Genomic DNA, 22,985 nt, shown 5'->3' with positions numbered 1-22,985 from the left:
AGTTCGGTCCACGCCCGCGCCTTTTGCGCCGCGCGGCACGCCCCCAAAGGAAGTCTTCCCGGGCGACTCGCGACCGATGCCGACACCACGAGAATCCGGGCTGGACCGTTGCGGGCGGCATCACGTAGGGTTGCGGAGCGGCACGAAGCAGGGCACAAACAGGAGAGAGCAATGAAGCGCAAGGCATCAGCAGTCTGGCAAGGCGGCCTGCAGAACGGCAAAGGCTCGATTTCCACCGACAGCGGCGTTCTCAAGGAAACCCAATACTCGTTTTCCACACGCTTCGCGGACGGCATCGGTACGAATCCGGAAGAGCTGATTGCGGCCGCGCACGCGGGTTGCTTCTCGATGGCGCTGTCGGCGGAACTGGGCAAGGCCGGCATCACGCCTGAACGTATCGGCACCACGGCAACCGTCACGCTCGACAAGGACGGCGGCGGATTTTCGATTACCGCGGTGCATCTCGATGTGGCCGTGAAAATCCCCGGCGGCGACCAGGCCGCGTTCGAAAAGGCCACCGCGGACGCCAAGGCGGGCTGCCCGGTATCCAAGGTGCTCAACGCCGCCATCACGATGGACGCGAAGCTCGAAACCTGAGCACGCGGTTTGTGCCGCGGTTCGCGCGCTGGAGATGCATGCAGGGCCGGCGGGCAGGGGTAGGATCTTCGGCCGCCGGCTGCCGCTTTCAGTTCAGTTCGTTTAACTCATTTGTAATCTAACCAGGATGACGACGATCCGGCCACGCATGGGTGCGACACGCCGGGCGCCGTTTTTGATGGGACCGTCAATGACAACGCAAATCGAAAAAGCACGGCAATTCCAGTCATATCACGCGGCCGGCGAGGCCTTCATCATCCCGAATCCATGGGACATCGGCAGCGCGCGGCTGCTCGCGCTGGCTGGTTTCAAGGCGCTCGCCACCAGTAGCGCGGGCTATGCGTTTTCGCGCGGCCTGCCGGATAACGCCATTGGCCGCGCGCAGATGATGGTGCACCTCGCCGAAATCGCCACGGCGACGGATTTGCCCGTCAGCGCCGACCTGGAAAATGGTTTCGGCGACGCCCCAGAAGATTGCGCCGAAACGATCAGGCAGGCCGCGGCTGCGGGCGTGGTCGGCGGTTCGATCGAGGATTCCACGGGCCGTGCCGACGAACCTGTTTACCCGTTTGAAGCCGCTGTAGAGCGCGTGCGCGCGGCGGTGGTTGCGGCGCGCACCTTGCCGTTCCCATTTACGCTGACGGCGCGCGCTGAGAACTATCTGGTGGGCCGGCCCGATCTGGACGATACGATCCGGCGTTTGCAGGCCTACGAGGAGGCTGGGGCGGACGTGCTTTACGCGCCCGGCCTCAAGACGCGCGAAGAGATCGCCGCGGTGGTCGGCGCACTTGAGCGGCCGGTCAATGTGCTGATGGGGCTGCAGGGCGTGCTGCTTAGTTTCGACGACCTGCGTTCGCTGGGTGTGCGGCGTGTCAGCGTGGGCGGTTCGCTGGCGCGCGCGGCGTTGGGTGCATTGCTTCGCGCCGCGCACGAAATGCGCGATCACGGCACCTTCAACTACACGAAGGAGGCCGCCAGCGGCAATGAGATCAACCAGCTCTTCACCGCCGCCGCACAGAAGTGGGGTAAGCAGACGGGCGAGTGAGAGGAGATGGCGCGGCTGGCTGACCGCGCGTGGCCTCGTAACCCCGTTCGACGAAGTCCGGCCGTGCGGATGAATCGGCTTACTTCCCTTCGATCCGGTGGCGGACAGTCCCGGCGTTCAATCTCGACTTGCTTTCTTGAACGCTTAGTCATAATATCCAGTGCATGACGCAATCTGGCAACTGGAAGCAATCCGTGAAAAAGGGCGGCGAGGCCGCCCGGGGGCGCCCTCGCGAGTTCGATACGGACACGGTTCTGGCGAGCGCGAGCCAGGTTTTCTGGCATCACGGCTACCATGCGACCTCGATCGACGACCTTTGCAAGGCCACCGGTTTGCTGCGTGGCAGTCTGTATGGCGTGTTTGGCGACAAGCACGGCATCATGCTCGCCGCGCTCGATCATTACGCGGAAGGCTCGGTCGCGCGGCTGGCTGATCGGCTGAACGCGCCGGTGCCGGCGGAAGAGGCGTTGCGCAACGCCTTGCTGCATTACGCCCGGGTGGCTTGCGCGCTGAGCGGCGAACGCAGCTGCTTCATCACCAACACCACACTGGAGATGCCGCGCGACGACGAGACACTGCGCGCGCGCGTCGCGGCAATTCAACGCCGCATGGCCACCCTGCTGGCGGCAGCGGTGATTCGCGGGCAGGCGAGCGGCGCCTTCAATTCCACGCTTGATGAAAAAGCCGCCGGCGATTTCCTGCTATGCCTGATGCAAGGACTGCGTGTGCTGGGGCGAGTCGCCCACACGGAAGATGCGCTGATTGGAATCGTGGACGTCGCCATGCGAGCGCTCGTCTAATTTTTTTACCAATTTCTTGAACGAACAGTCATGAATAGAGAAGCCACCAAGCCCGCTTCGGCGGCACGCGTTGGCGCCGAAGGCGGGGCCGTTGCCGTTTGTCCTGGTGTCGGTGCGGTTGCCGCCCGCACGGCAGCAAGCGCCGGGAAGTCTGCGGCCGGCTTCGAGCGCCCGGGGCTCGCGCTCGCCGTGCTGTTCGTGGGCGCCTTCCTCGCGCCACTCGACTATTTCATCGTCAACCTCGCGCTGCCGTCGATTCACACCGGCCTGAACGCCACTGACGCGCAACTGCAACTCGTGGTGTCCGCCTACGCGTCCGCTTATGCCGTGCTGTTGATCACAGGCGGGCGCCTCGGCGACCTGTTCGGCCGGCGGCGCATGTTCATGACGGGGATGGCGGCGTTCGTGGTCGCCTCCGCGCTGTGCGGCTTCGCCACCAGCGGCCACATGCTGGTGATCGCGCGAATCGTGCAGGGCATCGCGGCGGCGGTCATGGCGCCGCAAGTGCTCGCCACGATTCGCGCGGTTGTCCCGTTGCATCAGCAGACCAAGGTGATGAGCCTGTACGGTTTCGTGTTCGGACTTTCGTCGATCGTCGGCCAGCTGGGCGGCGGTGCACTGATCACCTATCACCCGTTCGGACTCGACTGGCGCATCATCTTTCTCATCAACATTCCGATCGGTATCGTCGCCTTCATCGGCACCTGGAAGTTCGTGCCGGAAAATCAGCCGGCCACGCAAACCGGCATCGACCTGAAGGGCGTCGCGCTGCTTTCCATGGTGCTGCTGCTGGTCATCTATCCGATGACGCATGGCCGTGAAGCCGGCTGGCCCGTGTGGACTTTCGTGATGTTCGCGCTTGCCGTGCCCGTGTTCGCGCTATTCGTGGCGACCGAGCGCAGCGTCGAACGCGGCGGCGGCCATCCGCTGGTGGACCTGCAATTGTTCCGCAATCCGGCCTTCGCACTGGGTCTCGTGCTCGCGTTTCTGTTCTACTGCAACAGCGCGTTTTTCCTGACCTACGGGATCTTCCTGCAAACCGGTCTGCACTGGACGCCGCTTGCCTCCGGCATGGCCATCATGCCGTTCGCGATCGGCTTCGTGGTCGGGCCGCTGACGTCGCCCGCGGTGGTCAAACGCATCGGCGGCCATGTGCTGGCGCTTGGCTTCTCGATGATGACCGTCGGCTTCACGGTCACCGGCTGGTCCGCGACCCACGCCGCCACGCCAGATCTGCTGTTCTATTGCGGACTGGTATGCGCCGGCGTCGGTCACGGCCTGCTGCTGCCGTCGATCATGCGCATCGTGCTGCAGGAAGTCATCCCGGAGAAGGCGGGGCTCGCTTCGGGCGTGGTGTCGTCGACGCTGCAGATCGGCTCGGCGTTCGGCACGGCGGCCATCAGCGGCGCGTTCTTCGGCGTGATCGGCGGCCGCGAGACGCCGGATGCCTATGCGCACGCGTTCCAGTACAGCCTCGCGATCAACGCGTGTCTGATGTTCGTGTGTATCGGCTTGAGCGTGCTGCTGGTGCGGCATCAACAGTTGGCATTGCGCCGCGGCGTACAGCCGGTTTGAAAATAACGCGCCGGAGATCGTTTTCAACGGAAGCCGCCGCAGGCTTTCATGCCGTTGAGCCAGATCCGGTTCGCGGTGCACGAATTTACCGGCTGGTTCTTTGTTCACTGGTAATTCTGGTTTTAAGCTGATTGGAATAACTCGGAATCGGTTTGTCAGACGCGCATTAAATATGACAAATGCAGCCCGCATTTTCTACTTGAGATTCGGGTTTTCCAGAGTAATTCCTGCAGCCGGGGCGTGTTGCTGGGATGGCCGACTGGTATGGGGTTGAGGGTTTTTACCAGTTTTTCTCCTGGCGATCCGCCTGAAAAGCCTATTCCAGATCCGATGAAAACGGTATCAATAAAAAGCACTTGCCGTGATTAATTCAGATTGTTAATCTTGGCCAGCTTTTTGGAGTTTTCCTTCGGTAGTTCGATGTTGCAAAGCACCAGGCGATAACTTAATTCCGCTCAACGGGTTCCGGGGGACTGAATATGCTGACCGCTACCATTGATGCATTTGAAACACCGCCATCCGCCCGTTTCAACGTGGGCGACGTCGTTACGTTGAAGGAGGGCGGTCCGCGCATGACCGTGACCTACGCGGGTCCGGTGGCGCTCAATCCTGGCGAATGGCTGATTTGCGAATGGTTCGACGAACACGGCGAACTGCGCCGCGAGATGTTCGCGTACGAGAGCGTGCGGGTTGAGCCGCGTTCCATTCCTGCCGGTTCGGTGACGTGGGGCAGGATGGGCAGGGCAGCTTGAGAAGAGCGGCCCGGCGCACGTATTAGCCCTGTGAACCGATTTATCCGTCGATCAGTTTCAGCCCCGCCACCGAGAGCACGATCAAGGTCATGCAAATCACGCGGGGTGCGGAAACCGGGTCGTTGAACAGCATCACGCCCAGCACCGTGATGCCGAGCGATCCGATCCCTGTCCATACCACGTAAGCCGTACCGGCCGGCAAATGCTTCATCGCGAGCGTCAGTAAAAACACGCTGCCGAGCGCGGCCGCAACGCCGCCGATGCTCGGCCACAGACGTGTCCATCCGTTTGCATATTTCAACGCCAAGGCCATCAGGATTTCGACCGCGCTTGCAGCGAGCAGAATGAGCCATGCCATCGTGAGCCCCCATCAGTGAGTGGTTAATGAGCGGCCAGCTTAGGGCTATAGTGATGCGCTCACCATTACTTACCCACTGGTAACCATGGCATTCCCCGAGTCCGCCAGCGCGCCCCTCGCATCGACCGAACGGCCCTATCGCGGTGACGTTTTCGACGCCGCCTGCTCGTCGCGCCTCGCGCTCGAACTGATCGCAGGAAAATGGACGCTGCTCATCATGCCGGCGCTGTTGCCCGGCGCGATGCGCAATAACGCGCTGCTGCGCAAGATCGGCGGCATCTCGCAGAAGGTGCTCACGCAAACGCTCAAGGAACTCGAGCGCAACGGTCTGGTGATCCGCGAGGAGCAGCCGGGTGCGGTGGCGCACGTGGAGTATCGGCTGAGCGAGCTGGGGCGAACGCTCAGTGATGCGCTGGTGGCGCTCGATCATTGGGCCGAGAATCACGCGGCCGAACTCGACGCTGCCCGTGAACGCTATGACGCGCGCCAGCAAACGCACCGCTAACCGGCTGCCTGCAGTTGCCGCGTGCGATTGTGGCCTGTGCCCTACGGCCGCTTGTTTTCCGGGTGCTCACGCGCCGCGGCGCGCCTTTGTACGCGCATCATCAGCGCCGAAGAAAAGGCCCGCATCCGCACGATCTTGCGCGTCTCCACGACTTCGCCGGCCACGTTTTTCGGCGGGTTCGGCTGTAACGACCAGTAGAGCGCCAGCAGCCAGCCAAAGCCGGTCCAGCCGAGACACGCATTGAAGAGCGCCAGCGTCAGCACGTCATGGCGCTTGCGCCGGTCCGCGAGAATACTCGGCAGAAAATACAGCGCCAGCGCGAGCACCGCGGCGATGGCCTGAACCACGACGTTGCCGCCTATAGTCGTCATAGTTTGCCTCCCCAGGACGCGACCTATGCTGCGATTGTCGCGCGATTGTCTGTTTCGCGCAGTGGCGGCCGTGAACGGCGTTTGTGCGCCTGCAAGCATGCCGAGGGGTTCAGTGCATCGCGCATCAGGACTATCATGCATGTTTCGACCGACCAGATCCGCCACGGACCACCCCACCATGATCTCCGACGATACGACCCAGCAGACCCAGCGCATCAACCAGGACACGCTACGCGAATTCGTAGACCGCAAATGGAACGACGAGATCGTGCCCGCGCTCACGGACTACATCGCGGTGCCGGCCAAGAGTCCGGCGTTCGATCCCGAGTGGGTCAAGCACGGCTATCTTGAGCGCGTGATTACCGACGCGGCGCAATGGGCCGAGCAGCAACCCGTGCGCGGTCTGAAACTCGAAGTGGTCCGCTTGCCGGGCCGCACGCCGGTGATCTTCTTCGAAACGGCCGCGACCCGTTCGGGCAGCGACGAAACCATCGTGCTGTACGGCCACCTCGACAAGCAGCCTGAATTCGACGGCTGGCGCAACGATCTCGGCCCGTGGACGCCGAAGCTCGAAGACGGCAAGCTCTACGGCCGCGGCGGCGCTGACGACGGCTATGCGATCTATGCCAGTCTCACGGCGCTGGCCGCGTTGGACGCGCAAGGTATCGAGCGTCCGCGCTGTGTCGGCTTGATCGAAACCTGCGAGGAATCGGGCAGCTACGATCTGCTGCCGTATGTCGACGCATTGCGCGAACGGCTTGGCAAAGTCGGCCTCGTGGTGTGTCTCGACTCGGGTGCCGGCAATTACGATCAACTGTGGCTCACCACGTCGCTGCGCGGGCTGGTGGCGGGCGACCTCGAAGTCCAGGTGCTCGACGAGGGAATTCACTCGGGCGGCTACGGCGGCATTGCGCCGTCGAGCTTCCGCATCATGCGGCAACTGTTCGACCGTCTCGAAGACTCGGCCAACGGCACCTTGCTGCCGAAGGGTTTCCACGTTCAGATTCCGGCGGATCGTCTGCGCGAAGCGGAAGCGACCGCGCAGATTCTCGGCGACGACGTCTGGAAGAAGTTGCCGTGGGCCTGCGGCCAGGACGGCCGTCAGGTGCTGCCCACCACCACTAATCCGCAAGAAGCCTTGCTCAACTCGACGTGGCGTCCTTCGTTGTCGGTGACCGGCGCGGCCGGCTTGCCCGCGCTCGCCGATGCGGGCAACGTGCTGCGTCCGCGCACGGCGTTCAAGCTCTCGCTGCGCCTGCCGCCGATGATCGAAGCGGAAAAGGCCGTCGCCGAACTGAAGGCGCTGCTCGAATTCGATCCGCCCTATAACGCCAAGGTCACGTTCAAGCCGGATGCCGGTGCGGCGAGCGGCTGGAGTGCGCCCGATCTCGCGCCGTGGCTTGCCACCGCGCTTAACGACGCGTCGCGCACCCACTACGGCGCGGACGTTGCCTATATGGGGCAGGGCGGCACGATTCCACTGATGAATGTGTTGAAGTCGGGTTTCCCGAAGTCGCAGTTCATGGTGTGCGGCGTGCTCGGGCCGAAGTCGAACGCACACGGACCGAACGAGTTCCTGCACGTGCCGTACGGCAAGAAACTGACGGCAGCCGTTGCACAGGTGATCGCGGCAGCGCCTTGATGCGCACTTCGCCTTCACTTTTCTTGCAATAGCATTGCGGGTGAATCAGCGGGCGCTATAAGGCGCCCGCTTTTTATTATGCGAATTGAATAGTCCGTCTGTTAGCCCACAAATCAGAAAGCAAAGCTGCGCAAACACTATTTTCGATTGCATTACCTAATCGAAAGCCATTTCTTTTTCTTTCAGATTCCGCACGAAATTCAAACTCTGTTCGCTCGCTAATTTATTGCGGCCGACTGTCCAATCCAGAGCTAATTTCGCCCATCTTCGGTGCGCAAGCGTTTGCGCATGCGCATCTTTTCTCCTTCTATTTTGCCACCCGCCAGAGCACCATCTGACGTGGCTTCAAGTGCGTGTTGCATTCATCTGTTGGTTACCCCGCTCCCATCCGATTCCGGTCTGCTTTAGGCTCGCATTGCAATGCCAGTGTTTAACCTTAAAAGGACCATTCAAAATGAATCTGCATAACCATCACGCCTGCCGTCCGTTCCTCGAGGCCGGCAATTTGTCGCAAATCTCCGCTTACTATGAAGAAGGCCGCAACATCATGTGGATGATGCTGCGGGCCCAACCGCGTCCCTGTTTCAATCTCGATCTGGTGCACGACATTCTGGGGCTCGCGCAGGCAGCACGGGAATCCGGTTTGCCAATCGATTTCTGGGTAACGGGTTCGCTGATTCCGACCATGTTCAATGTCGGGGGCGACCTCGATTTCTTTGCCGACTCGATCCGCTCGGGCAAGCGTCAGGCGCTGATGTCGTACGCGCGAGCCTGTGTCGATTGCGTGCACGCGGCGGCGCGCGGCTTCGACACGGGGGCCATTTCGATCGCGATGGTGGAGGGCACGGCGCTGGGTGGGGGCTTTGAAGCGGCGCTCGCGCACCATTTCGTGCTGGCGCAGAACGACGCGCGTATGGGCTTTCCGGAGATCGCATTCAACCTGTTCCCCGGCATGGGCGGTTATTCACTGGTCGCGCGCAAGGTGGGCATGCGTCTGGCCGAGGAGTTGATCGGCGTGGGCGAATCGCACACCGCGGAGTGGCACTTCGGCAAGGGGCTCGTCGACCATCTGTTCGAGCCGGGCGAGGCCTATATGGCGACGCGCACCTTCATCGACACGCTCAAGCCGAAGATGAACGGAATCCGCGCGATGCTGCGGGCGCGCCAGCGCGTGTTGCAACTCTCGCGCGCCGAGTTGATGGAAATTACCGAGGACTGGGTGAACGCAGCCTTCATGATCGAGGAGAAGGACCTCGCCTTCATGGAGCGGCTGGTGATGCTGCAAAACCGCCGTCATTCAAATTTGCGCCAGACGGCTTCCAGTGCGGCCAATTTCGCCTGAATCGATCCGGGTCCCGACGACATCGAGCTGCAGCGGGCGCGGCCCGCCAATCCTTCAGGGCAACTTCTTCCGGGGCGCAGGGAACATCCCGCGGGGCGCAGGTCGTGCGCAAGCTCAGGCAATCAGTCTGAGCTTCTGCCGATCCTGCAGCCAGCGTTCGAACTCCGCGACCGGCATGGGTTGACCGTACAGGAAGCCCTGCACGTATTCGACGCCCAGCCCCCTCATGAACACCTCTTCGGACTCGGTTTCGATGCCTTCGGCGACCACCTTGAAATTCAGTTCCTGCGCGACCGCCACCATTGAGCGCACGAGTGCCTGCGCCTTGGTGTCGGCATTGATCGAGCGGACGAAGCTGCGGTCGAGCTTGATGACGTCGAGTGGAATGCGGCCCAGTTGCGAGAGCGACGAGTAGCCGGTACCGAAGTCGTCCAGGTGAACTTGCGCGCCGAGCTGGCGGAACTGCGTGATCAGATCGATCGCTGCCGCTTCGTCCTCGATCAGGCAGCTCTCGGTGAGTTCCAGGTCGATCAGGCATGGATCGAGATCCGCGCGCTGCAGCGCCTCGCTGAAATGGCGAACCACGGCGGTATCGACCAGTTGACGTGCCGACACGTTGATCGCGACGCGCAGGTTATAGCCGTCCGCCTTCCATTTGGCGGCTTGCCGCGCTGCCGTTTCCATGACCCAGCGGCCGAGCACGCCGATAAGCCCGGATTCCTCCGCATAGCGGATGAACTCCGCCGGCATGATCTGGCCGCGCTCCGGCGAGTTCCAGCGCACCAGCGCCTCCGCGCCCTGCACGGCGCCCGTGGCGAGCGTGAGCTTGGGTTGATAGTGCAGCGTCAACTGGCCTTCTTCGAGACCGCGCCGCAGGTTGGTGTCGAGCCACATGTACTCGGCCACCTTGCGGTTCATGTCGGGCGAGAACACGCGATAGGTGCGCTTGCCTTCATCTTTGGCGACGTACATCGCCGTATCCGCGGAACGGATCAGCGATTCGAGGTTGTTGCCGTGTTCGGGATAGAGCGCGATGCCGATCGAGCAGCCGGTGTAGACCTCGACGAGCCCCAGGCTGAACGGCGTACGCAGGCGCTCGAGAATGCGCTGCGCGGTTGCTTCGAGGTCGTGCGCGGTGCCTTTGGTTGCGAGCACAATGAACTCGTCGCCGCCGAGGCGCGCGAGCGCGTCGCCTTCGTTCAGGCAGGTGCCGATGGCCGCTGATACGTCGCAGATCAGGCGGTCGCCGAAAACGTGACCGTAGTGGTCGTTGACCTTCTTGAAGTTGTCGAGATCGAGAAACAGCACGCCGACCGATTCGCCGGGTCCCGCTTCTTCGATTGCGGCGCGGATCTTGTCCTGGATCGCGTTGCGATTGGCGAGGCCGGTGAGTGAATCGGTGTTTGCCAGTTCAGTGAGCCGTTCCTGCGCAAGCCGTTCTTCGGTGATGTCGGTGCCCGAGCAGATCAGAAACTGTTCATCGACGCCGCTGCCGCTGTGAACGAACTTGTTGCGAAACAGAAAGAGCCGTTCGCCGCGCAGCGTTTTCACGCGCCGTTCGACTTCGTACGAGACGCCGCGATTGAAGAAACCCGTGATGTTCTGGCTCGACGCCGCGCCAGATTCAGTGCTCATGAACAATGCCCACACATTGCGGCCAACAATGTCTTCCTCCTTGACGCCGGTGAGTTCCTCGGCAAGGCGGTTGAAGCGCTGTATCCGGCCGTGCCTGTCGACGATGACCACGACCGAATTGACTTCGGAGACGACCTGTTCGGCGAAAGACAGGCCGTGGACCAGATCGCGCGCGACGGACTCCGTGTCGTCGTAGGCCGAAGCGGTGCCTGCCCACGTATTGCTGGCGAGTTTTTTACCGACGAGGTGCAGGCGCAGCGGTTCGCCGAACAACCGCACGTCGAGAACAAGATGCGAGGTGATGCCGGTGAGGCAGCGGATTTGCGAGGCCTGCTGAGGATTCAATGGAATCGCGACATTGGCCGGCACGTCGCCGCTGACAGGCGTGAGTTCCAATGCGTTGCTGTCGTTCGACAGACGCCAGCAAGGGCTGCTTGTGCCGAACTGCGCAAAAAGCACCTGATCGTGTTGGTCGTCATTCATGAGATCCCCGGGCGGTGTGCCGATGGGCCCCACCATGAGGGTGGATTGGCGGCAAACAGTCTTCATCATACTTAAAGACTGGCCTCATTGTAGCGAAGCAACTGGTGTTCGGGCCTATAAAAGGTTAACGATCCGAATGGTCTTTCTCTTTAATTTTTTGTTTCGACGCGCATTGGTGCGAAGCTCACGAAAACGCATAGAAATTGTTTCAAAACCGAATCAAAATCGTTTCAGAAACGGTGGGCCAATATGCTTCGAGCGTGCTCCCGTTGCGCCGGAATGGCTTCAACGGCGGGGGCAAACCAGAATGCCCCGGCAATCAGTGTCGCGATAACAACACCATCCCGATACAGAATCCGATTACCCGCGACAGCGGGCACCCGTTCGCCAACCAGCAACGTGCCTGCAAGATTCAAAGGATCGCTTGCGGCGACGCACACAAATGCACCGTCGTTCGCATGCCGGCGAACCTCACGCAATAACGGAATCGCTTCCGGCAGCGCAAACTGTTCGCCGGCGAGGCCGTTCACAAATCGCCCGCCGCGAACCGTGCCGCGCGCTTCGAGCCGCTGGAACACACGCAGCAGGTCCCGCCACGGCGGCAACCATTCGGCCTCGCGTTCGAGCAAACGCCAGAACACCACGCCGTAACGGCGCAGCAAAGTCATCGCGACGTGTTCGAGTATTTCAGGCGCGAGCGGCTGGCGGCGCGCGGGCGAAGTTTCCGGCGCGGCAGCAACGGCTTGCCGGTTGACGAGCGCCCAGCGTCCCGCGTCGTCCATTCCTCCGATCAATGCGCTCGACCTGACACGCCGGCTGCCCGGATGGGCACTGCGTTTGGCGACCGGTTTCAACAGCGCCCGCAAGCCGGCGAAACTGTCGGAATTCACGAGGCCCGCTGCAACCAGTTCGCCTAATGCGTTTTCCAGTTCCATGCGCAAGCCGCTTACTTCGGTGAGCAGTTCGTCGAAGAACATCGCGCCATGTTGCGATAGCGTGTCATGAACGCGTTGCGCGCGAGCCGATAGCTCCGCCTGTTTCGAAGGGTCGATCAGCGCGCTCCATGTGCGTATCCGGGCGCGCGGCACCAGCACGATCGGTGTGCTGCGCACCGGTCCGGACGTGCCGCGCGCCCGTTCGGTCAGGCGGGTCCAGACGATCTTGCCGGCCCGGCATAGTTCGTCTAGCGAAGTGTTCGCATACGCCTTCACGCGCGCCGGCAGAATGTCTTCTTCCCATGCGCCCGCCGCGGCCTGAAAACCTTCCATCTGCTCGAGCACCGCGGCCAAAGCGTCGCGTCCCTCGCTGCGGGTGTCCGGGCTCAGATGTTGCCACTCGAACAGAAAGCGCATGAAGTCGTGCCGTTCCACCGGTTCGATCTCGCGTCGCAGGCGTTTCACCGTGTAACGGTGGATCCGCGCAAGCAGGTGACGCTCGCACCATTCCTCTTCGGTTGCGCCCGGCGAGAAACGGCCGCGCATCACGTAGCCTTCCGCCTCGAGGCGCGTCAAGGTCTGTTCAATGGATGCCGCCGGCAGCCGCAGCGCTTGTGCGATCGCGTGCACCGGCAGCGGGCCGAAACCGGTCAGCCGGGCGCGCAGCACGTCGAGCAGGGCGTCGTCGGCGCTCCAGGCGTCGGTGAAGCCCTTGGGTGCCGCGAGCGGCGGTTCGAAAGAAGCATCCGGATAGAGCGCCTGGAAACAGGTCAGGCGCTCGGCGGGCAGCCACAGCGTGTCGCCCCCGGCGATCCGCAGGCGGGTTGCGCGGCCGGATTCGGCAAGCGGCGCGAGCCACGCCGGCCAGCCTTCATTGCTGCCTGCCTCGGTCCCGGTGATGCAGGCGAGGCCCGTTAGCGCTTCGTGCATTTCGTCGGCGCTGCGCACTTGCGGCCACGCTTCGTCACGCACGCTGTCGATTGCGTCGGCGTCGAGCGCGCCCAGGTCGTCTGCGCTGGTCGGATCGCTCCAGCGCCGGTTCAGCACGGCTTGCGTGCGGCGCTCCTCGATCGGCGCGTCGTCGAGAAAGGCGTACGGCTTGGCATTGAGGATTTCGGCGGCAAGCGGCGAGGGCGCCGGCAGATCGCGGGCGATCAGCTGTACGTCACCCTGTTCAATGCGACGCAGCAGGGCAAGCCAGCGGTCGGTGTCCATCGCTTCGTGCAGGCAGTCGTCGACGGTTTGGTCCACTAACGGATGGCTCGGGAGTTCCCGCTCGCCGACGATGTTCTCCAGGCACGCGGCTTGCTCTGGAAACACGCTCGCCAGCAGATCTTCGCTGCGCATGCGCTGCAATTGCGGCGGCGTTTTGCGTCCGCCCGTATAGCGTGGCAAGCCGAGCGCGGTGGTCGCGTTCCAGCGCCAGCGCACGCCAAAGAGCGGCGCGTCGAGCAGTGCCTGGATCAGCAGATGCTCGGCGCTGTTCGAGTGCAGATAACGCCACACTTCGTCGAGTACGAACGAATGGCTGCCGGTCAGCGAGAGGACGATCGCGTCTTCGGTGGCGGCGGCTTGCAGTTCGAAGTTGAAGGTCCGGCAAAAACGCTTGCGCAATGCGAGACCCCACGCGCGGTTCACGCGGCTGCCGAACGGCGCGTGGATCACGAGTTGCGTGCCGCCGGATTCGTCGAAAAAGCGCTCCATGACCAGCGTGTTTTGCGTCGGCAGCACGCTTAGCGCCGCGCGTGCCCGGGCGAGATAGTCGGCGATCTGGCGGGCGGCGGCTTCGTCGAGATCGAGGGTGTCGACGAGCCAGTCGACCGCGCGCTGAAGACGCGCGGCGACGGAGCCGGCATCGTCCGCTTTGCCGTCGAGCAGGTGCTCGATCTGCTCACGCAAGCGCGCCACGCCGAACGACAGTTCATCGCTGCGTCCCGGCGCTTCACCCAGCCAGAACGGAATATTCGGCGGTTGCCCCTGCGCGTCCTCGACCCTCACGCGGCCGCTCTCGATGCGCAGAATCCGGTACGACGCATTGCCGAGTTGAAACACATCGCCGGCAAGACTCTCGACGGCGAAATCCTCGTTGACGGTGCCGATATTGATTGCCTGCGGTTCGAGGATCACCGCATAGTCGGCGTTCTCGGGAATCGTGCCGCCCGAGGTCACGGCGACCAGTTTGCCGCCACGCCGGCCGCGCAACGTACCGCTCACCGCATCGCGATGAATATAGGCGCCGCGCGGGCCGTTGCGGCTGGTGTAGCCGACAGCCAGCATGCGCAGCACGGCGTCGTACTGCTCGCGTTCGAGGTCAGCGTAGGGGGCCGCCCGCCGCAGCATCCCGAACAGGGCGTCTTCGCTCCATTCGGCGCTCGATACCTCGGCGACGATCTGTTGGGCAAGCACGTCGAGCGGCGCGCGCGGAATCCGCAAGGCGTCGAGTTCGCCCCGCCGCACGCAGTCGAGCAGCGCCGCGCATTCGATCAGATCGTCGCGCGAGGCCGGGAACAGCCGGCCTTTCGGCATGCCGCCGACATGGTGGCCCGAGCGCCCCACACGTTGCAGGAACGGTGCGATTGCGCGCGGCGAGCCCATCTGGCAGACCAGATCGACGTCGCCGATATCGATACCGAGTTCCAGCGAGGCGGTGGCGATCAGCACACGCAACTCGCCGCGTTTGAGGCGCTGCTCGGCGTCGAAACGATGCTCTTTGGCGAGACTGCCGTGATGCGCGGCGACCACGTCCTTGCCCAGGCGCTCGCTCAGATGGCGCGCGGCGCGCTCGGCCATGCGGCGCGTGTTGACGAAAATCAGCGTGGTGCGATGCATCGCGACCAGTTCGGCGAGCCGGTCGTAAACGCGTTCCCACACTTCGTTGGGCATCACCGCTTCGAGCGGCACGGGCGGAATTTCCAGCGCAAGATCGCGCTCGCGAATGTGTCCCACGTCGACGATCGCGCAGTCCGCGGGCAGGGCGCTTTCGATGCTTGCGCCGCCCACCAGAAAACGCGCGACCGCGCTAACGGGTTTTTGCGTAGCCGACAGGCCGATCCGGGGCAAGCGCCGTTCGCACAGCGCGTCGAGCCGTTCGAGACTGAGCGCCAGATGACTGCCGCGTTTGCTGCCGGCGAGCGCATGAATTTCGTCGACGATCACGGTGCGCACGGTCGACAGCATGCGCCGGCCGGAATCCGAGCCGAGCAGGACATACAGCGATTCCGGCGTGGTCACGAGAATGTGCGGCGCGCGCTTTTTCAGCGCGTTGCGCTCCTGCTGCGTGGTGTCGCCGGTGCGCACGGCGGTGCGGATTTCGAGCGGCGGCAGGCCGAGCGCGTCGAGCTCCGCGGCGATGCCCTGCAATGGCACGTCCAGGTTGATGCGGATGTCGTTGGAAAGCGCTTTGAGCGGCGAGACGTAGACCACCAGGGTTTCGTCGGGCAACGCGCCGTGGTTGGCAAGGCCTTGCTGAACCAGTTCGTCGAGCGCGGACAGGAAAGCAGTGAGGGTTTTGCCCGAGCCGGTGGGCGCGGCGACAAGCGTCGAGCGCCCGCTGCGAATCTGTGGCCAGGCGGCCGTCTGCGCGTCGGTGGGGGCAGGGAAGGTCTTCAGGAACCAGCAGGCGACCGCGGGATGGAAGTCATCCAGCACGCTGGCCCCTGGAAGCCCGGAAGCGTGACCCGAAGCGGCGCCAGGCGCCGTCCGCGATGCGGGGGCGAGGCATGAAGAACCGGAGGGCGCGTGCAAGGCGGTCGCGGATGTCGAGGCCGAAGTCATGCTGGCATAAGTGGGGGCGCGGCGTGCCATATCCAGAGGGCGGCAAGCGCCGCCCTGTTACGAAGGTCAGCGATCAGTCTGGCAGGTTTTTGCTGGTTATGCGGAGGGAAGACGCAGGGGGATTGGCGCGGAACGAGCCGGTAATCAGCACCGGTGCGGGGACAACCACGCCGCACCGGTATCCAGCACTACGAAAAAACTACCAGACCCAGCGCACCCCCGCATCGCCTGTCACGGTTCTCTGGTGTGCGCCACCCAGGTTCGTCACCCAGCCGAGCGTCGCGAACACACTGCCTGACGCGCTGAATTTGCCGACCACACCCGCGCCGAGTTGCGCCGCCGTTTGCCCGACCGTGCCCTGCATGACGGTCCCGCCGCCGAAGGTGACTTTGTCGTCCGAACCGAACTCGCGTAAGAGGCTCACGCGCAGATAAGGCCGCCATGCTGTCGAGAAGGCATCGAACTGGCCTTGCAGGCGGGCACCGATTCGTCCGACGAAAGTATTGCCGCTGTTGAAGCCGACGCTCGACACGCCGTCGTTGAAATCGGACAGCGTCAGGTGCTGCCACACGAGTTGCGCTTGCGGTTCGAGCGAGAGCCCCGCGCCGAGCGGAATCGGCAGGCCGCCTTCGAGCGAGCCGGTCACCGCGTTGCCATGCGTCGTGGTGCCGACGCCGTCGCGCGAGAGCGGATCGACCGTGAGCGAGCTGCCCATCAGCACCGCGTCGGTGTACCAGCCGCCCGGGCCGATATGCGTCCAGTAACCGCCGAGGCTATACGCATTGATCGCCAGGTGGCCCACGGCGAGATTGGGCATGCCGAGCGCGAAACCGTCGACGTCGCCGGTGGCCCGCGCGAAACCGACGAACACACCGTAGTGGTTGCGCTGGCCGCTCGCGCTGTGATCGGCGTAAAGATCCTGCCCGGCCTGAATGCCATACACGGAGCCGTCGAATTGCGGACTGGCCGTGCCGTTCTGGCTCAATACGCTATGGCCGCCCCACACGCGGCCCCATGCGTCAGGCAGAGTGCCGCTTTCGCTCAATAAGGCCTGATCGCCCTGGCGGTCATGGAACGTATCGATCTGCATCAGGCCGAGCTCGCGCGCGACGCCGGGCGCCGCTGCATAGATCGGCACTTCGACGCGATACAGCGGCGTGGCGGTCGAGCCGGGCGGCGGCGCGGGCGGCAAGGGCGGTGTGCCTTCGGCGGCAATCGGCTCGCCGGGTTCGGAGACGGGCGGCTGGCCAGGCGTGACAGGCGGCTCGCCCGGCGTCGTGGTGGGCGGCAGCGGCGCAACTGTATTGCGCAGATACCAGTTGTCCGTCGTGCCGCCGCTTACACCGCCTTTGGCGAGGTAATAGGAATACGCGCCGGCCTTCACCGGCGTGGCCAGTGTGAAAGCACTCGAATTCGTGGTGGCGCCGTTCACCGCCTGAATCACTTCAATGCCGTCCGCCAGCGTTTGTGCGCCCTGGCCACCCACGTTCGTGACTTGCAGGCGCGTTGAACCGGTGGCCGTACCACCGCTCAGTACGAGGCGGTCGGACGCCGCGCCGTCGCCGGCGACGACGGTGTTCATTCCGATCGTGCCGTTCTGGCCGATGTAGTTGCCCGTCACGTTCAGCAGATTGCCGGCACCCGCACCGGCAGGACCGCCAATCTGCACGACTCCCGCATTCACGAGCGAGCCGTTGATCGAGAATGCGCCGGTCCCTTCGCTTGCCAACGACGGCATGGCATTCGCCACAGCCAGCGTGCCGTTGTTCGTGACGGCGCCCGTCACGCTGCCATAGCCACCGAGCGTTGCACCCGCGGCCACCGTGGTGGCGCCGCCGCCGGTCAGCGCGGCACTCGCATGGGCTGCGTCGCCGATTGCGAGGGTGCCCGCCGCGACCGTGGTCGGGCCGCTATAGGTGCTTACGCCGGTCATCAGCAAACTGCCGCTGCCGGCTTTCGTCAACGCGCCGCTGCCGCTTACGGCCTGCGTGAGCGTGGTGTCGAACGATTGCGTGTCGATCGTGCCGCCGCCCGCTGCCAGCGTGATCGCACGCGTGCCGGCGAGCGCGAAGCTCGATGTCAATTGCAGCGTGCCGCTGTTGAACGTGAGGCCGCCCGTGCTCGCACCGAGCGCATTGTCCGCGCCCACGGCGATCGTGCCTTGATCGATGGTCGTGCCGCCCGAGTAGGTGTTGCCGCTCGCCGCCGTCGGAGCAAGCGTCAACACGCCGGCGCCGGTTTTGTCGACCGAGCCCGTGCCGCTGATCGAACCCGCGTAGGTGCCCGCACTGTCTTGAGCAAAGCGCACGAGTCCGTTGTCGGTGACGCTGGCCGGCAGGTTCTGCGCGTTCGCCTGCAAGGTCGCGCCGCTATCGACCAGCGCCGTCGCGCTCGCGCCAAGCGTGCCGGTGAGATTGAGCGTGCCGGTCTGTACATGCGCGAGCGAGAAGGTGCCGGTGCCGGTCCAGTTCCACAAACTGCCTTGCATCAGCAAGGTCTGGAAATTGGTAAACGCATTCGATGCCGTGCCCGAGCCTTGCAGGATCACGGTATTCGCTCCACCGCCGCCATCCGCCGCGCCGTTGATCGCCGAGCCGGTCTGCAGAATCAGCGTATTGTTGCCGTTGCCCATCGTGATGGCGGTGCCGATGCCGCTCTGCACGAGCCCCGCATTCGTGATGGTGGTATTGCCGTTGAGGGTGCGGATGCCGGAACCGTTCTGACTGATGATGCTGCCGCCCGCGAGGTTCTGGATCGTCGCGACGAAGCTCGATCCAGCGGTATTGGAAAACACGGCATCCGAGCCGCTGCCGCTCGCGGTGATCGTGCCGCTGTTGATCAACTGGTCGTTATTGCCTTGCAGATACGCCGTTGGACTGCTCGCGCCGGAGGTGGAGAGCGTGCCGCTGTTATTGATGGTGCCGCTGCCGCCCAGAATCGATGCCGCGCGCGCGTTGCTGCCCGAGGTCGTCACCGTGCCGCTGTTGATCAAGGTGTTGTTCAGTTGCCCGGAATTCGTTTGTCCCCACGCGGCCGTCATGCCGTAGGCGTTGGGTCCGCTGGTCGTAATCGAGCCGCGATTGGTCAGCGTGTTGCCGCTGCCGTTCGCGGCCATGCCGTCGTTATAGGCGCCGGTCGTGGTGATGCTGCCGCCGCTTGCGTTGGTGATCTGATTGCCGTTGCCCACGCCGAGCAGCACGGCGCCGCGCACGGTGCCCGTGCCGCCGCCACCGGTCAGCGAGAAGGTGCCGCTGCTGTTGATCGTGCTAGTCGTGTCGACGCTGAAGACGACTGGGGCGGTGGTGCGCGCGAAACTGCCGGAGGTCGTGTTGTCGGCGTTGATCGTGACACCGGTGCTGCCGGTTTGCGCCACGACGGCGGAGGAAATGCTGCCCGTGCAGGTGACCGTGGTATTGGATGCCGGTGCGGTATTGCTGCACGCGGCCATGGCGGAAGGGGTGAGTGCTTTGGAGAGCAGTACGACGCTGCCGAGGCCAATCCCAAACGTCTTCTTCTTCATATGCGCGGTCCTTGATAAAGGCACAACACCATACGAGCGGAATGGTCCGACTTATACACGTGTTACCAGAACTTTCCAAATGCCTCGGACCTGGCATACGAATCTGTGGCGAATCGCCGACGCTTGCCGGAGACCCGCATGGCGCCTTGCTTGCAGAGGAGCAGGTAATTTATTCGGACCGGAAAAATGCTTCGGTAATAACGGTGCAATTCGTAAGGAGTTTGAAACATGTGTTTGCCCGGTGGCGGCTGACGAGGCGTGTCGCGGCCTGCCGAAACCGGTCAACTGCAGTACGCTGTACGACTCACCGATTCACGAATCCATGATGGAGTCTCAACGATGCGATACAACCCGTTAGGCCGTACTGGTGTGTTTGTTTCAGAGCTATGTCTGGGCACGATGACTTTCGGCGGTGGCGAAGGCATCTGGAAGCAGATCGGCGATCTGCAGCAAGGGGATGCGGAGCGGCTGGTCGGCCGGGCGCTCGACGCCGGCATCAATTTCATCGACACGGCCGACGTCTACGCGGAGGGTTTGTCCGAACAGATCACGGGCCAGGCGCTGAAAAATCTTAAAGTGCCACGCGATCAGGTTGTGGTCGCAACCAAAGTATTCGGTCCGACGGCGGCCTTCCCGAACGCACGCGGCGCTTCGCGCTATCACATCATCGACGGCGTCAAGGCGAGTTTGAAGCGCTTGCAACTCGATCACGTCGACCTGTATCAGATCCACGGTTTCGATCCGGCCACACCGATCGAAGAAACCGTGCGCGCGCTCGATACGCTGGTTCAGCATGGTCATGTACGGTATGTCGGCGTGTCGAACTGGGCCGCGTGGCAGATCGCGAAGGCATTGGGCATTGCTGAGCGCCTCGGCCTTGCGCGCTTTGAAACGCTGCAGGCGTATTACACGCTGGCGGGACGCGATCTCGAACGCGAACTCGTGCCGATGCTGCGCAGCGAAGGTCTCGGACTGATGGTGTGGAGTCCGCTCGCGGGTGGTTTGCTGAGTGGCAAATATGGGCGCGAGCAGCGAGGTGAAGCGGGCAGCCGCCGCACGACCTTCGATTTTCCGCCGGTCAATCGTGAGCGCGCTTACGACTGCATCGACGTGATGCGCGATATCGCCGAGGCGAAGAATGTCTCTGTGGCACAGATCGCGCTCGCGTGGCTGCTGCATCAACGCGTCGTGACCACGGTGATCGTCGGAGCGAAAAAAATCGAGCAACTCGACGACAACATTGCAGCCACCAGCGTCGCGCTGAGCGCTGACGAGCTTGCCAGACTCGATCAGGTCAGCACGCTGCCGGCCGAGTACCCGGGCTGGATGCTGGAGCGTCAAGGGGAGGCGCGCCGCAAGCAGCTCGAAGAGGCGCGTCACCTGCTATAACGCGCATCGGGCCCGAAGTTGCCGCGGCGCTCAAGCTGCGGGTTTGCTATCCGCCTGATACGCGGCCACGGCGTCCATGGTGCGTGCCGAGTACACCAGGGCGGCGCCCGCGTTCACGGCGACCGCCACGCCCAGCGCTTCGGCGATTTCTTCACGTGTCGCGCCGTGTTTCAGGGCCTCGGCGGTGTGCACGGTGATACAGCCGTCGCATCGCACCGTCACGGCCACCGCGAGCGAAATCAGCTCACGCGTCTTCGCGCCGAGCAGGTCGGTCTTCTGGCCTGCGCTCGACATCGCCTGATAGGCCTTCACGGTATCCGGCGACAGTTTGGCGATTTCGCCGATGCGGCCGAACAGTTCTTTGCGGTAATCGATCCAGTTCAACATGACAGCGCTCCTTGGTTGGCAGCAAGCCGGCGGATGCCGGTGCCTTGGGACAAAGTATTGCGCCGCGCCGCGATATCCTGAATACTCGATTCGCTCAACTTTTAGCGCGATCGTCTCATGGACACACTCAGCCGGCTGATCGACCTTGCCCGGCCGCAAGCCAGCCTCGATTTGCGCTGCCTGGTCACAGGCGGCTTCGATATGGATCACGCACCGATGGAGGCGGGGATTGCACCCTTTCATCTGGTGCTGGACGGCGCTTGTGTTGTCGAGACTGCGGGTGGCGCGCAGATTGAATTGCAAGCCGGGGACTTCATGCTGTTTCCGCGCGGCGCCGCGCATCGGGTGCGCGATGTCGGGCGGAGTGCCGGCGGCGCGCCGCTCACGTTGAGTCATGACGGTATGCTGCCGGTGCGACGCAATGACGGACGCGATGCTGGGCACAGTACCGGGCACAACACCGGGCACAATCGCGCCGTCAACGATGCCAGCCGCGCAGCGCGCGAGCACCTCGGCAGTGGCACCAATGCGCTCCATTCCAATGGCGAGCGCAATGCTGGCGTCGATCTGGATCTTCTATGCGGCCGGTTCGTCCATGCACCCGGTTCTTCCGCGTTGCTGCTCAACGCGCTGCCCGATCCGTTTCACGTGTCGCTCGGCGGCGTGCAAACGCTCGGCGCGTTGCAGACCGTGATTACGCTGATGCGCGCCGAAGCCGAACACCGTCAACCCGGCGCGCTTGCGATCGTCACCGCATTGAGCCTCGCGCTCTTCGCAATGGCCTTGCGCGTGCATGGCGAGCGGCATGCATCCGGCTCGGGCGTGCTGGCGCTGCTGGCCGATGCGCGTCTGGGTGCGTCCGTGCAGGGCATGCTGAGCGCGCCCGACCAGGCGTGGACAATCGCAACGCTCGGTGAGATGGCCGCGATGTCTCGTGCCACGTACGCGCGTCACTTCAACGAATGCGCGGGCATGACAGTGATGGAATTTCTCACGCAGATTCGCATGACCATCGCCTGCGATTTGCTGCGGCGCACGCAGCGTAGCGCCGCGGAGATCGGCGAGGCGGTGGGCTATCAATCGGAAGCGGCGTTCGGCAAGGCGTTTCAGCAGAGCGTGGGCGTAACGCCGGGACGTTACCGGCGTCAACCGCAGGAGAGCGGTCAGAAAGGCATCTAGGCCTTTTCGGGTCGGCCGAACCAGCGCTTCTCGATCCACGACATGATCCAGGTCACCAGCAGTGCGCAGACGGTGCCCAGCGTGACTTCGCCGAGGCGAAGCAGGGCCTTGTCCCACGGTGAGCCGGTGCCCGGCACCAACAGCATGATGGTCGCGGTAATGCCGCCCAGGCGCGCGGCGCTTCCCACGTTCACGACCCAGCAAGTGACGATTGCCACCGCGACCGTGGCCGCGTAAGCCGCGAGATTGCCACCGCCGAGCGTTGCGCCGGCAAGCCCGCAAACACCACCGACCATCGCGCCAATGAATTGATCGCGCGACAGGTTGCGGGTGTCGATATAACTATGCTGGCTCACCGCGATCGCCGTAATCGCGGCCCAGAAGGCCTGCTCGGTATGCAGCCAGCGGCCGATCGCGAAAGCGAGGCTTGCGCCGGCCACCGCCTGCGCGGCCATCACGCCGCCTTCGGCCAGCCGGTCGCCGAGCGGCAGCGACTTGAGAAAAGCAAATAGCGAATTGGCGGCATTCGTCCGTGCTGCGCGTCTTGAATCGTCGGGAGCGGTCATCGAATGGGGAGCCTGTTGCAGCATGAAGGACTCGTATTCTAGCGATTCAGGTTGGCCATGATGTTTCTCCTTTACCGGTTCGATGTGTGGAGGACTGCGCAACCGGTGTTCCATCGATCGTTCGATTGTT

Annotated in this window: 17 protein-coding genes; 10 read left to right on the top strand and 7 right to left on the bottom strand. The window is 63.5% G+C overall.

What is annotated here, in order from left to right:
- The first annotated feature begins 171 nt into the window (after nt 1-171).
- The 5 genes from BCY88_RS15290 (at nt 172) to BCY88_RS15270 (ending at nt 4,769) form a co-directional block, all read left to right on the top strand.
- Nucleotides 172-597, top strand: coding sequence for an OsmC family protein (locus tag BCY88_RS15290; RefSeq protein ID WP_120345093.1), 426 nt, complete (start codon nt 172-174; stop codon nt 595-597).
- A gap of 190 nt (nt 598-787) precedes the next feature.
- Nucleotides 788-1,642: an isocitrate lyase/PEP mutase family protein gene (locus BCY88_RS15285; protein ID WP_120345158.1), complete on the top strand. Its 855-nt coding sequence runs from the start codon at nt 788-790 to the stop codon at nt 1,640-1,642.
- 164 nt (nt 1,643-1,806) lie between these two features.
- Nucleotides 1,807-2,442 (top strand): TetR/AcrR family transcriptional regulator, encoded by a 636-nt coding sequence (locus BCY88_RS15280; protein ID WP_120345092.1) that lies wholly within the window; start codon nt 1,807-1,809, stop codon nt 2,440-2,442.
- 30 nt (nt 2,443-2,472) lie between these two features.
- The gene (locus BCY88_RS15275) at nt 2,473-4,017 is read left to right on the top strand and encodes an MFS transporter (RefSeq protein ID WP_120345091.1); all 1,545 of its coding nucleotides are present in this window, start codon (nt 2,473-2,475) and stop codon (nt 4,015-4,017) included.
- A 479-nt stretch (nt 4,018-4,496) separates the two neighbouring features.
- Nucleotides 4,497-4,769 carry a YodC family protein gene (locus BCY88_RS15270; RefSeq protein WP_120345090.1) on the top strand — a complete coding sequence of 91 codons (273 nt, stop codon included), beginning with the start codon at nt 4,497-4,499 and terminating at the stop codon, nt 4,767-4,769.
- Nucleotides 4,770-4,809: 40 nt separating this feature from the next.
- Here BCY88_RS15270 and BCY88_RS15265 read toward each other — a convergent pair whose 3' ends face one another.
- Complete coding sequence (locus tag BCY88_RS15265) at nt 4,810-5,127, bottom strand: DMT family transporter (RefSeq protein ID WP_120345089.1); 318 nt, start codon at nt 5,125-5,127, stop codon at nt 4,810-4,812.
- Between the two features lie 85 nt (nt 5,128-5,212).
- Here BCY88_RS15265 and BCY88_RS15260 point away from each other — a divergent pair, with 85 nt between their 5' ends.
- On the top strand, nt 5,213-5,632 hold the full coding sequence (locus BCY88_RS15260) for a winged helix-turn-helix transcriptional regulator (protein WP_120345088.1): 420 nt from the start codon (nt 5,213-5,215) through the stop codon (nt 5,630-5,632).
- A 41-nt stretch (nt 5,633-5,673) separates the two neighbouring features.
- On the opposite strand, the gene BCY88_RS15255 is transcribed toward BCY88_RS15260, so the two are convergent.
- On the bottom strand, nt 5,674-5,994 hold the full coding sequence (locus tag BCY88_RS15255) for a superinfection immunity protein (RefSeq protein ID WP_120345157.1): 321 nt from the start codon (nt 5,992-5,994) through the stop codon (nt 5,674-5,676).
- Between the two features lie 187 nt (nt 5,995-6,181).
- Here BCY88_RS15255 and BCY88_RS15250 point away from each other — a divergent pair, with 187 nt between their 5' ends.
- Both BCY88_RS15250 and BCY88_RS15245 read left to right on the top strand, forming a co-directional pair.
- Complete coding sequence (locus BCY88_RS15250) at nt 6,182-7,645, top strand: M20 family metallopeptidase (RefSeq protein WP_120345087.1); 1,464 nt, start codon at nt 6,182-6,184, stop codon at nt 7,643-7,645.
- 454 nt (nt 7,646-8,099) lie between these two features.
- Nucleotides 8,100-8,987 (top strand): crotonase/enoyl-CoA hydratase family protein, encoded by an 888-nt coding sequence (locus tag BCY88_RS15245; RefSeq protein ID WP_120345086.1) that lies wholly within the window; start codon nt 8,100-8,102, stop codon nt 8,985-8,987.
- A gap of 114 nt (nt 8,988-9,101) precedes the next feature.
- Here BCY88_RS15245 and pdeR read toward each other — a convergent pair whose 3' ends face one another.
- The 3 genes from pdeR to BCY88_RS15230 all read right to left on the bottom strand — a co-directional run bounded on the left by pdeR (nt 9,102) and on the right by BCY88_RS15230 (nt 19,334).
- Nucleotides 9,102-11,105, bottom strand: a complete 2,004-nt coding sequence (pdeR, locus tag BCY88_RS15240; protein WP_120345156.1) for a cyclic di-GMP phosphodiesterase — start codon at nt 11,103-11,105, stop codon at nt 9,102-9,104.
- A gap of 230 nt (nt 11,106-11,335) precedes the next feature.
- Complete coding sequence (locus tag BCY88_RS15235) at nt 11,336-15,814, bottom strand: DEAD/DEAH box helicase (protein ID WP_404935694.1); 4,479 nt, start codon at nt 15,812-15,814, stop codon at nt 11,336-11,338.
- 199 nt (nt 15,815-16,013) lie between these two features.
- Nucleotides 16,014-19,334 (bottom strand): autotransporter outer membrane beta-barrel domain-containing protein, encoded by a 3,321-nt coding sequence (locus BCY88_RS15230; protein WP_120345084.1) that lies wholly within the window; start codon nt 19,332-19,334, stop codon nt 16,014-16,016.
- A gap of 339 nt (nt 19,335-19,673) precedes the next feature.
- On the opposite strand from BCY88_RS15230, the gene BCY88_RS15225 reads away from it, so the two are divergent.
- Entirely contained in the window at nt 19,674-20,723 is a 1,050-nt protein-coding gene (locus tag BCY88_RS15225; RefSeq protein ID WP_120345083.1) for an aldo/keto reductase, read from the top strand.
- Nucleotides 20,724-20,753: 30 nt separating this feature from the next.
- Here the strand turns inward: BCY88_RS15225 and BCY88_RS15220 are convergent, their stop codons facing one another.
- Nucleotides 20,754-21,110, bottom strand: coding sequence for a carboxymuconolactone decarboxylase family protein (locus BCY88_RS15220; protein WP_120345082.1), 357 nt, complete (start codon nt 21,108-21,110; stop codon nt 20,754-20,756).
- Nucleotides 21,111-21,227: 117 nt separating this feature from the next.
- On the opposite strand from BCY88_RS15220, the gene BCY88_RS15215 reads away from it, so the two are divergent.
- Nucleotides 21,228-22,289 carry an AraC family transcriptional regulator gene (locus BCY88_RS15215; protein WP_120345081.1) on the top strand — a complete coding sequence of 354 codons (1,062 nt, stop codon included), beginning with the start codon at nt 21,228-21,230 and terminating at the stop codon, nt 22,287-22,289.
- Here BCY88_RS15215 and BCY88_RS15210 read toward each other — a convergent pair.
- On the bottom strand, nt 22,286-22,855 hold the full coding sequence (locus BCY88_RS15210; RefSeq protein WP_120345155.1) for an FUSC family protein: 570 nt from the start codon (nt 22,853-22,855) through the stop codon (nt 22,286-22,288). The genes BCY88_RS15215 and BCY88_RS15210 overlap by 4 nt on opposite strands.
- Nucleotides 22,856-22,985 lie beyond the last annotated feature (130 nt).

The sequence above is a fragment of the Paraburkholderia fungorum genome (assembly GCF_003610895.1).
Classification (GTDB): Bacteria; Pseudomonadota; Gammaproteobacteria; order Burkholderiales; family Burkholderiaceae; genus Paraburkholderia; species Paraburkholderia fungorum_B.
Note: the sequence above shows the minus strand (reverse complement) of the source record. Positions and strands in the feature narration are given on the sequence as shown.

Bases quoted from the DNA above. Each gene is read 5' to 3' on its own strand.
- BCY88_RS15290 (WP_120345093.1), top strand. From the start codon at position 172: ATGAAGCGCAAGGCATCAGCAGTCTGGCAAGGCGGCCTGCAGAACGGC.
- BCY88_RS15285 (WP_120345158.1), top strand. From the start codon at position 788: ATGACAACGCAAATCGAAAAAGCACGGCAATTCCAGTCATATCACGCG.
- BCY88_RS15280 (WP_120345092.1), top strand. From the start codon at position 1,807: ATGACGCAATCTGGCAACTGGAAGCAATCCGTGAAAAAGGGCGGCGAG.
- BCY88_RS15275 (WP_120345091.1), top strand. From the start codon at position 2,473: ATGAATAGAGAAGCCACCAAGCCCGCTTCGGCGGCACGCGTTGGCGCC.
- BCY88_RS15270 (WP_120345090.1), top strand. From the start codon at position 4,497: ATGCTGACCGCTACCATTGATGCATTTGAAACACCGCCATCCGCCCGT.
- BCY88_RS15265 (WP_120345089.1), bottom strand. From the start codon at position 5,127: ATGGCATGGCTCATTCTGCTCGCTGCAAGCGCGGTCGAAATCCTGATG.
- BCY88_RS15260 (WP_120345088.1), top strand. From the start codon at position 5,213: ATGGCATTCCCCGAGTCCGCCAGCGCGCCCCTCGCATCGACCGAACGG.
- BCY88_RS15250 (WP_120345087.1), top strand. From the start codon at position 6,182: ATGATCTCCGACGATACGACCCAGCAGACCCAGCGCATCAACCAGGAC.
- BCY88_RS15245 (WP_120345086.1), top strand. From the start codon at position 8,100: ATGAATCTGCATAACCATCACGCCTGCCGTCCGTTCCTCGAGGCCGGC.
- pdeR (WP_120345156.1), bottom strand. From the start codon at position 11,105: ATGAATGACGACCAACACGATCAGGTGCTTTTTGCGCAGTTCGGCACA.
- BCY88_RS15235 (WP_404935694.1), bottom strand. From the start codon at position 15,814: ATGACTTCGGCCTCGACATCCGCGACCGCCTTGCACGCGCCCTCCGGT.
- BCY88_RS15230 (WP_120345084.1), bottom strand. From the start codon at position 19,334: ATGAAGAAGAAGACGTTTGGGATTGGCCTCGGCAGCGTCGTACTGCTC.
- BCY88_RS15225 (WP_120345083.1), top strand. From the start codon at position 19,674: ATGCGATACAACCCGTTAGGCCGTACTGGTGTGTTTGTTTCAGAGCTA.
- BCY88_RS15220 (WP_120345082.1), bottom strand. From the start codon at position 21,110: ATGTTGAACTGGATCGATTACCGCAAAGAACTGTTCGGCCGCATCGGC.
- BCY88_RS15215 (WP_120345081.1), top strand. From the start codon at position 21,228: ATGGACACACTCAGCCGGCTGATCGACCTTGCCCGGCCGCAAGCCAGC.
- BCY88_RS15210 (WP_120345155.1), bottom strand. From the start codon at position 22,855: ATGACCGCTCCCGACGATTCAAGACGCGCAGCACGGACGAATGCCGCC.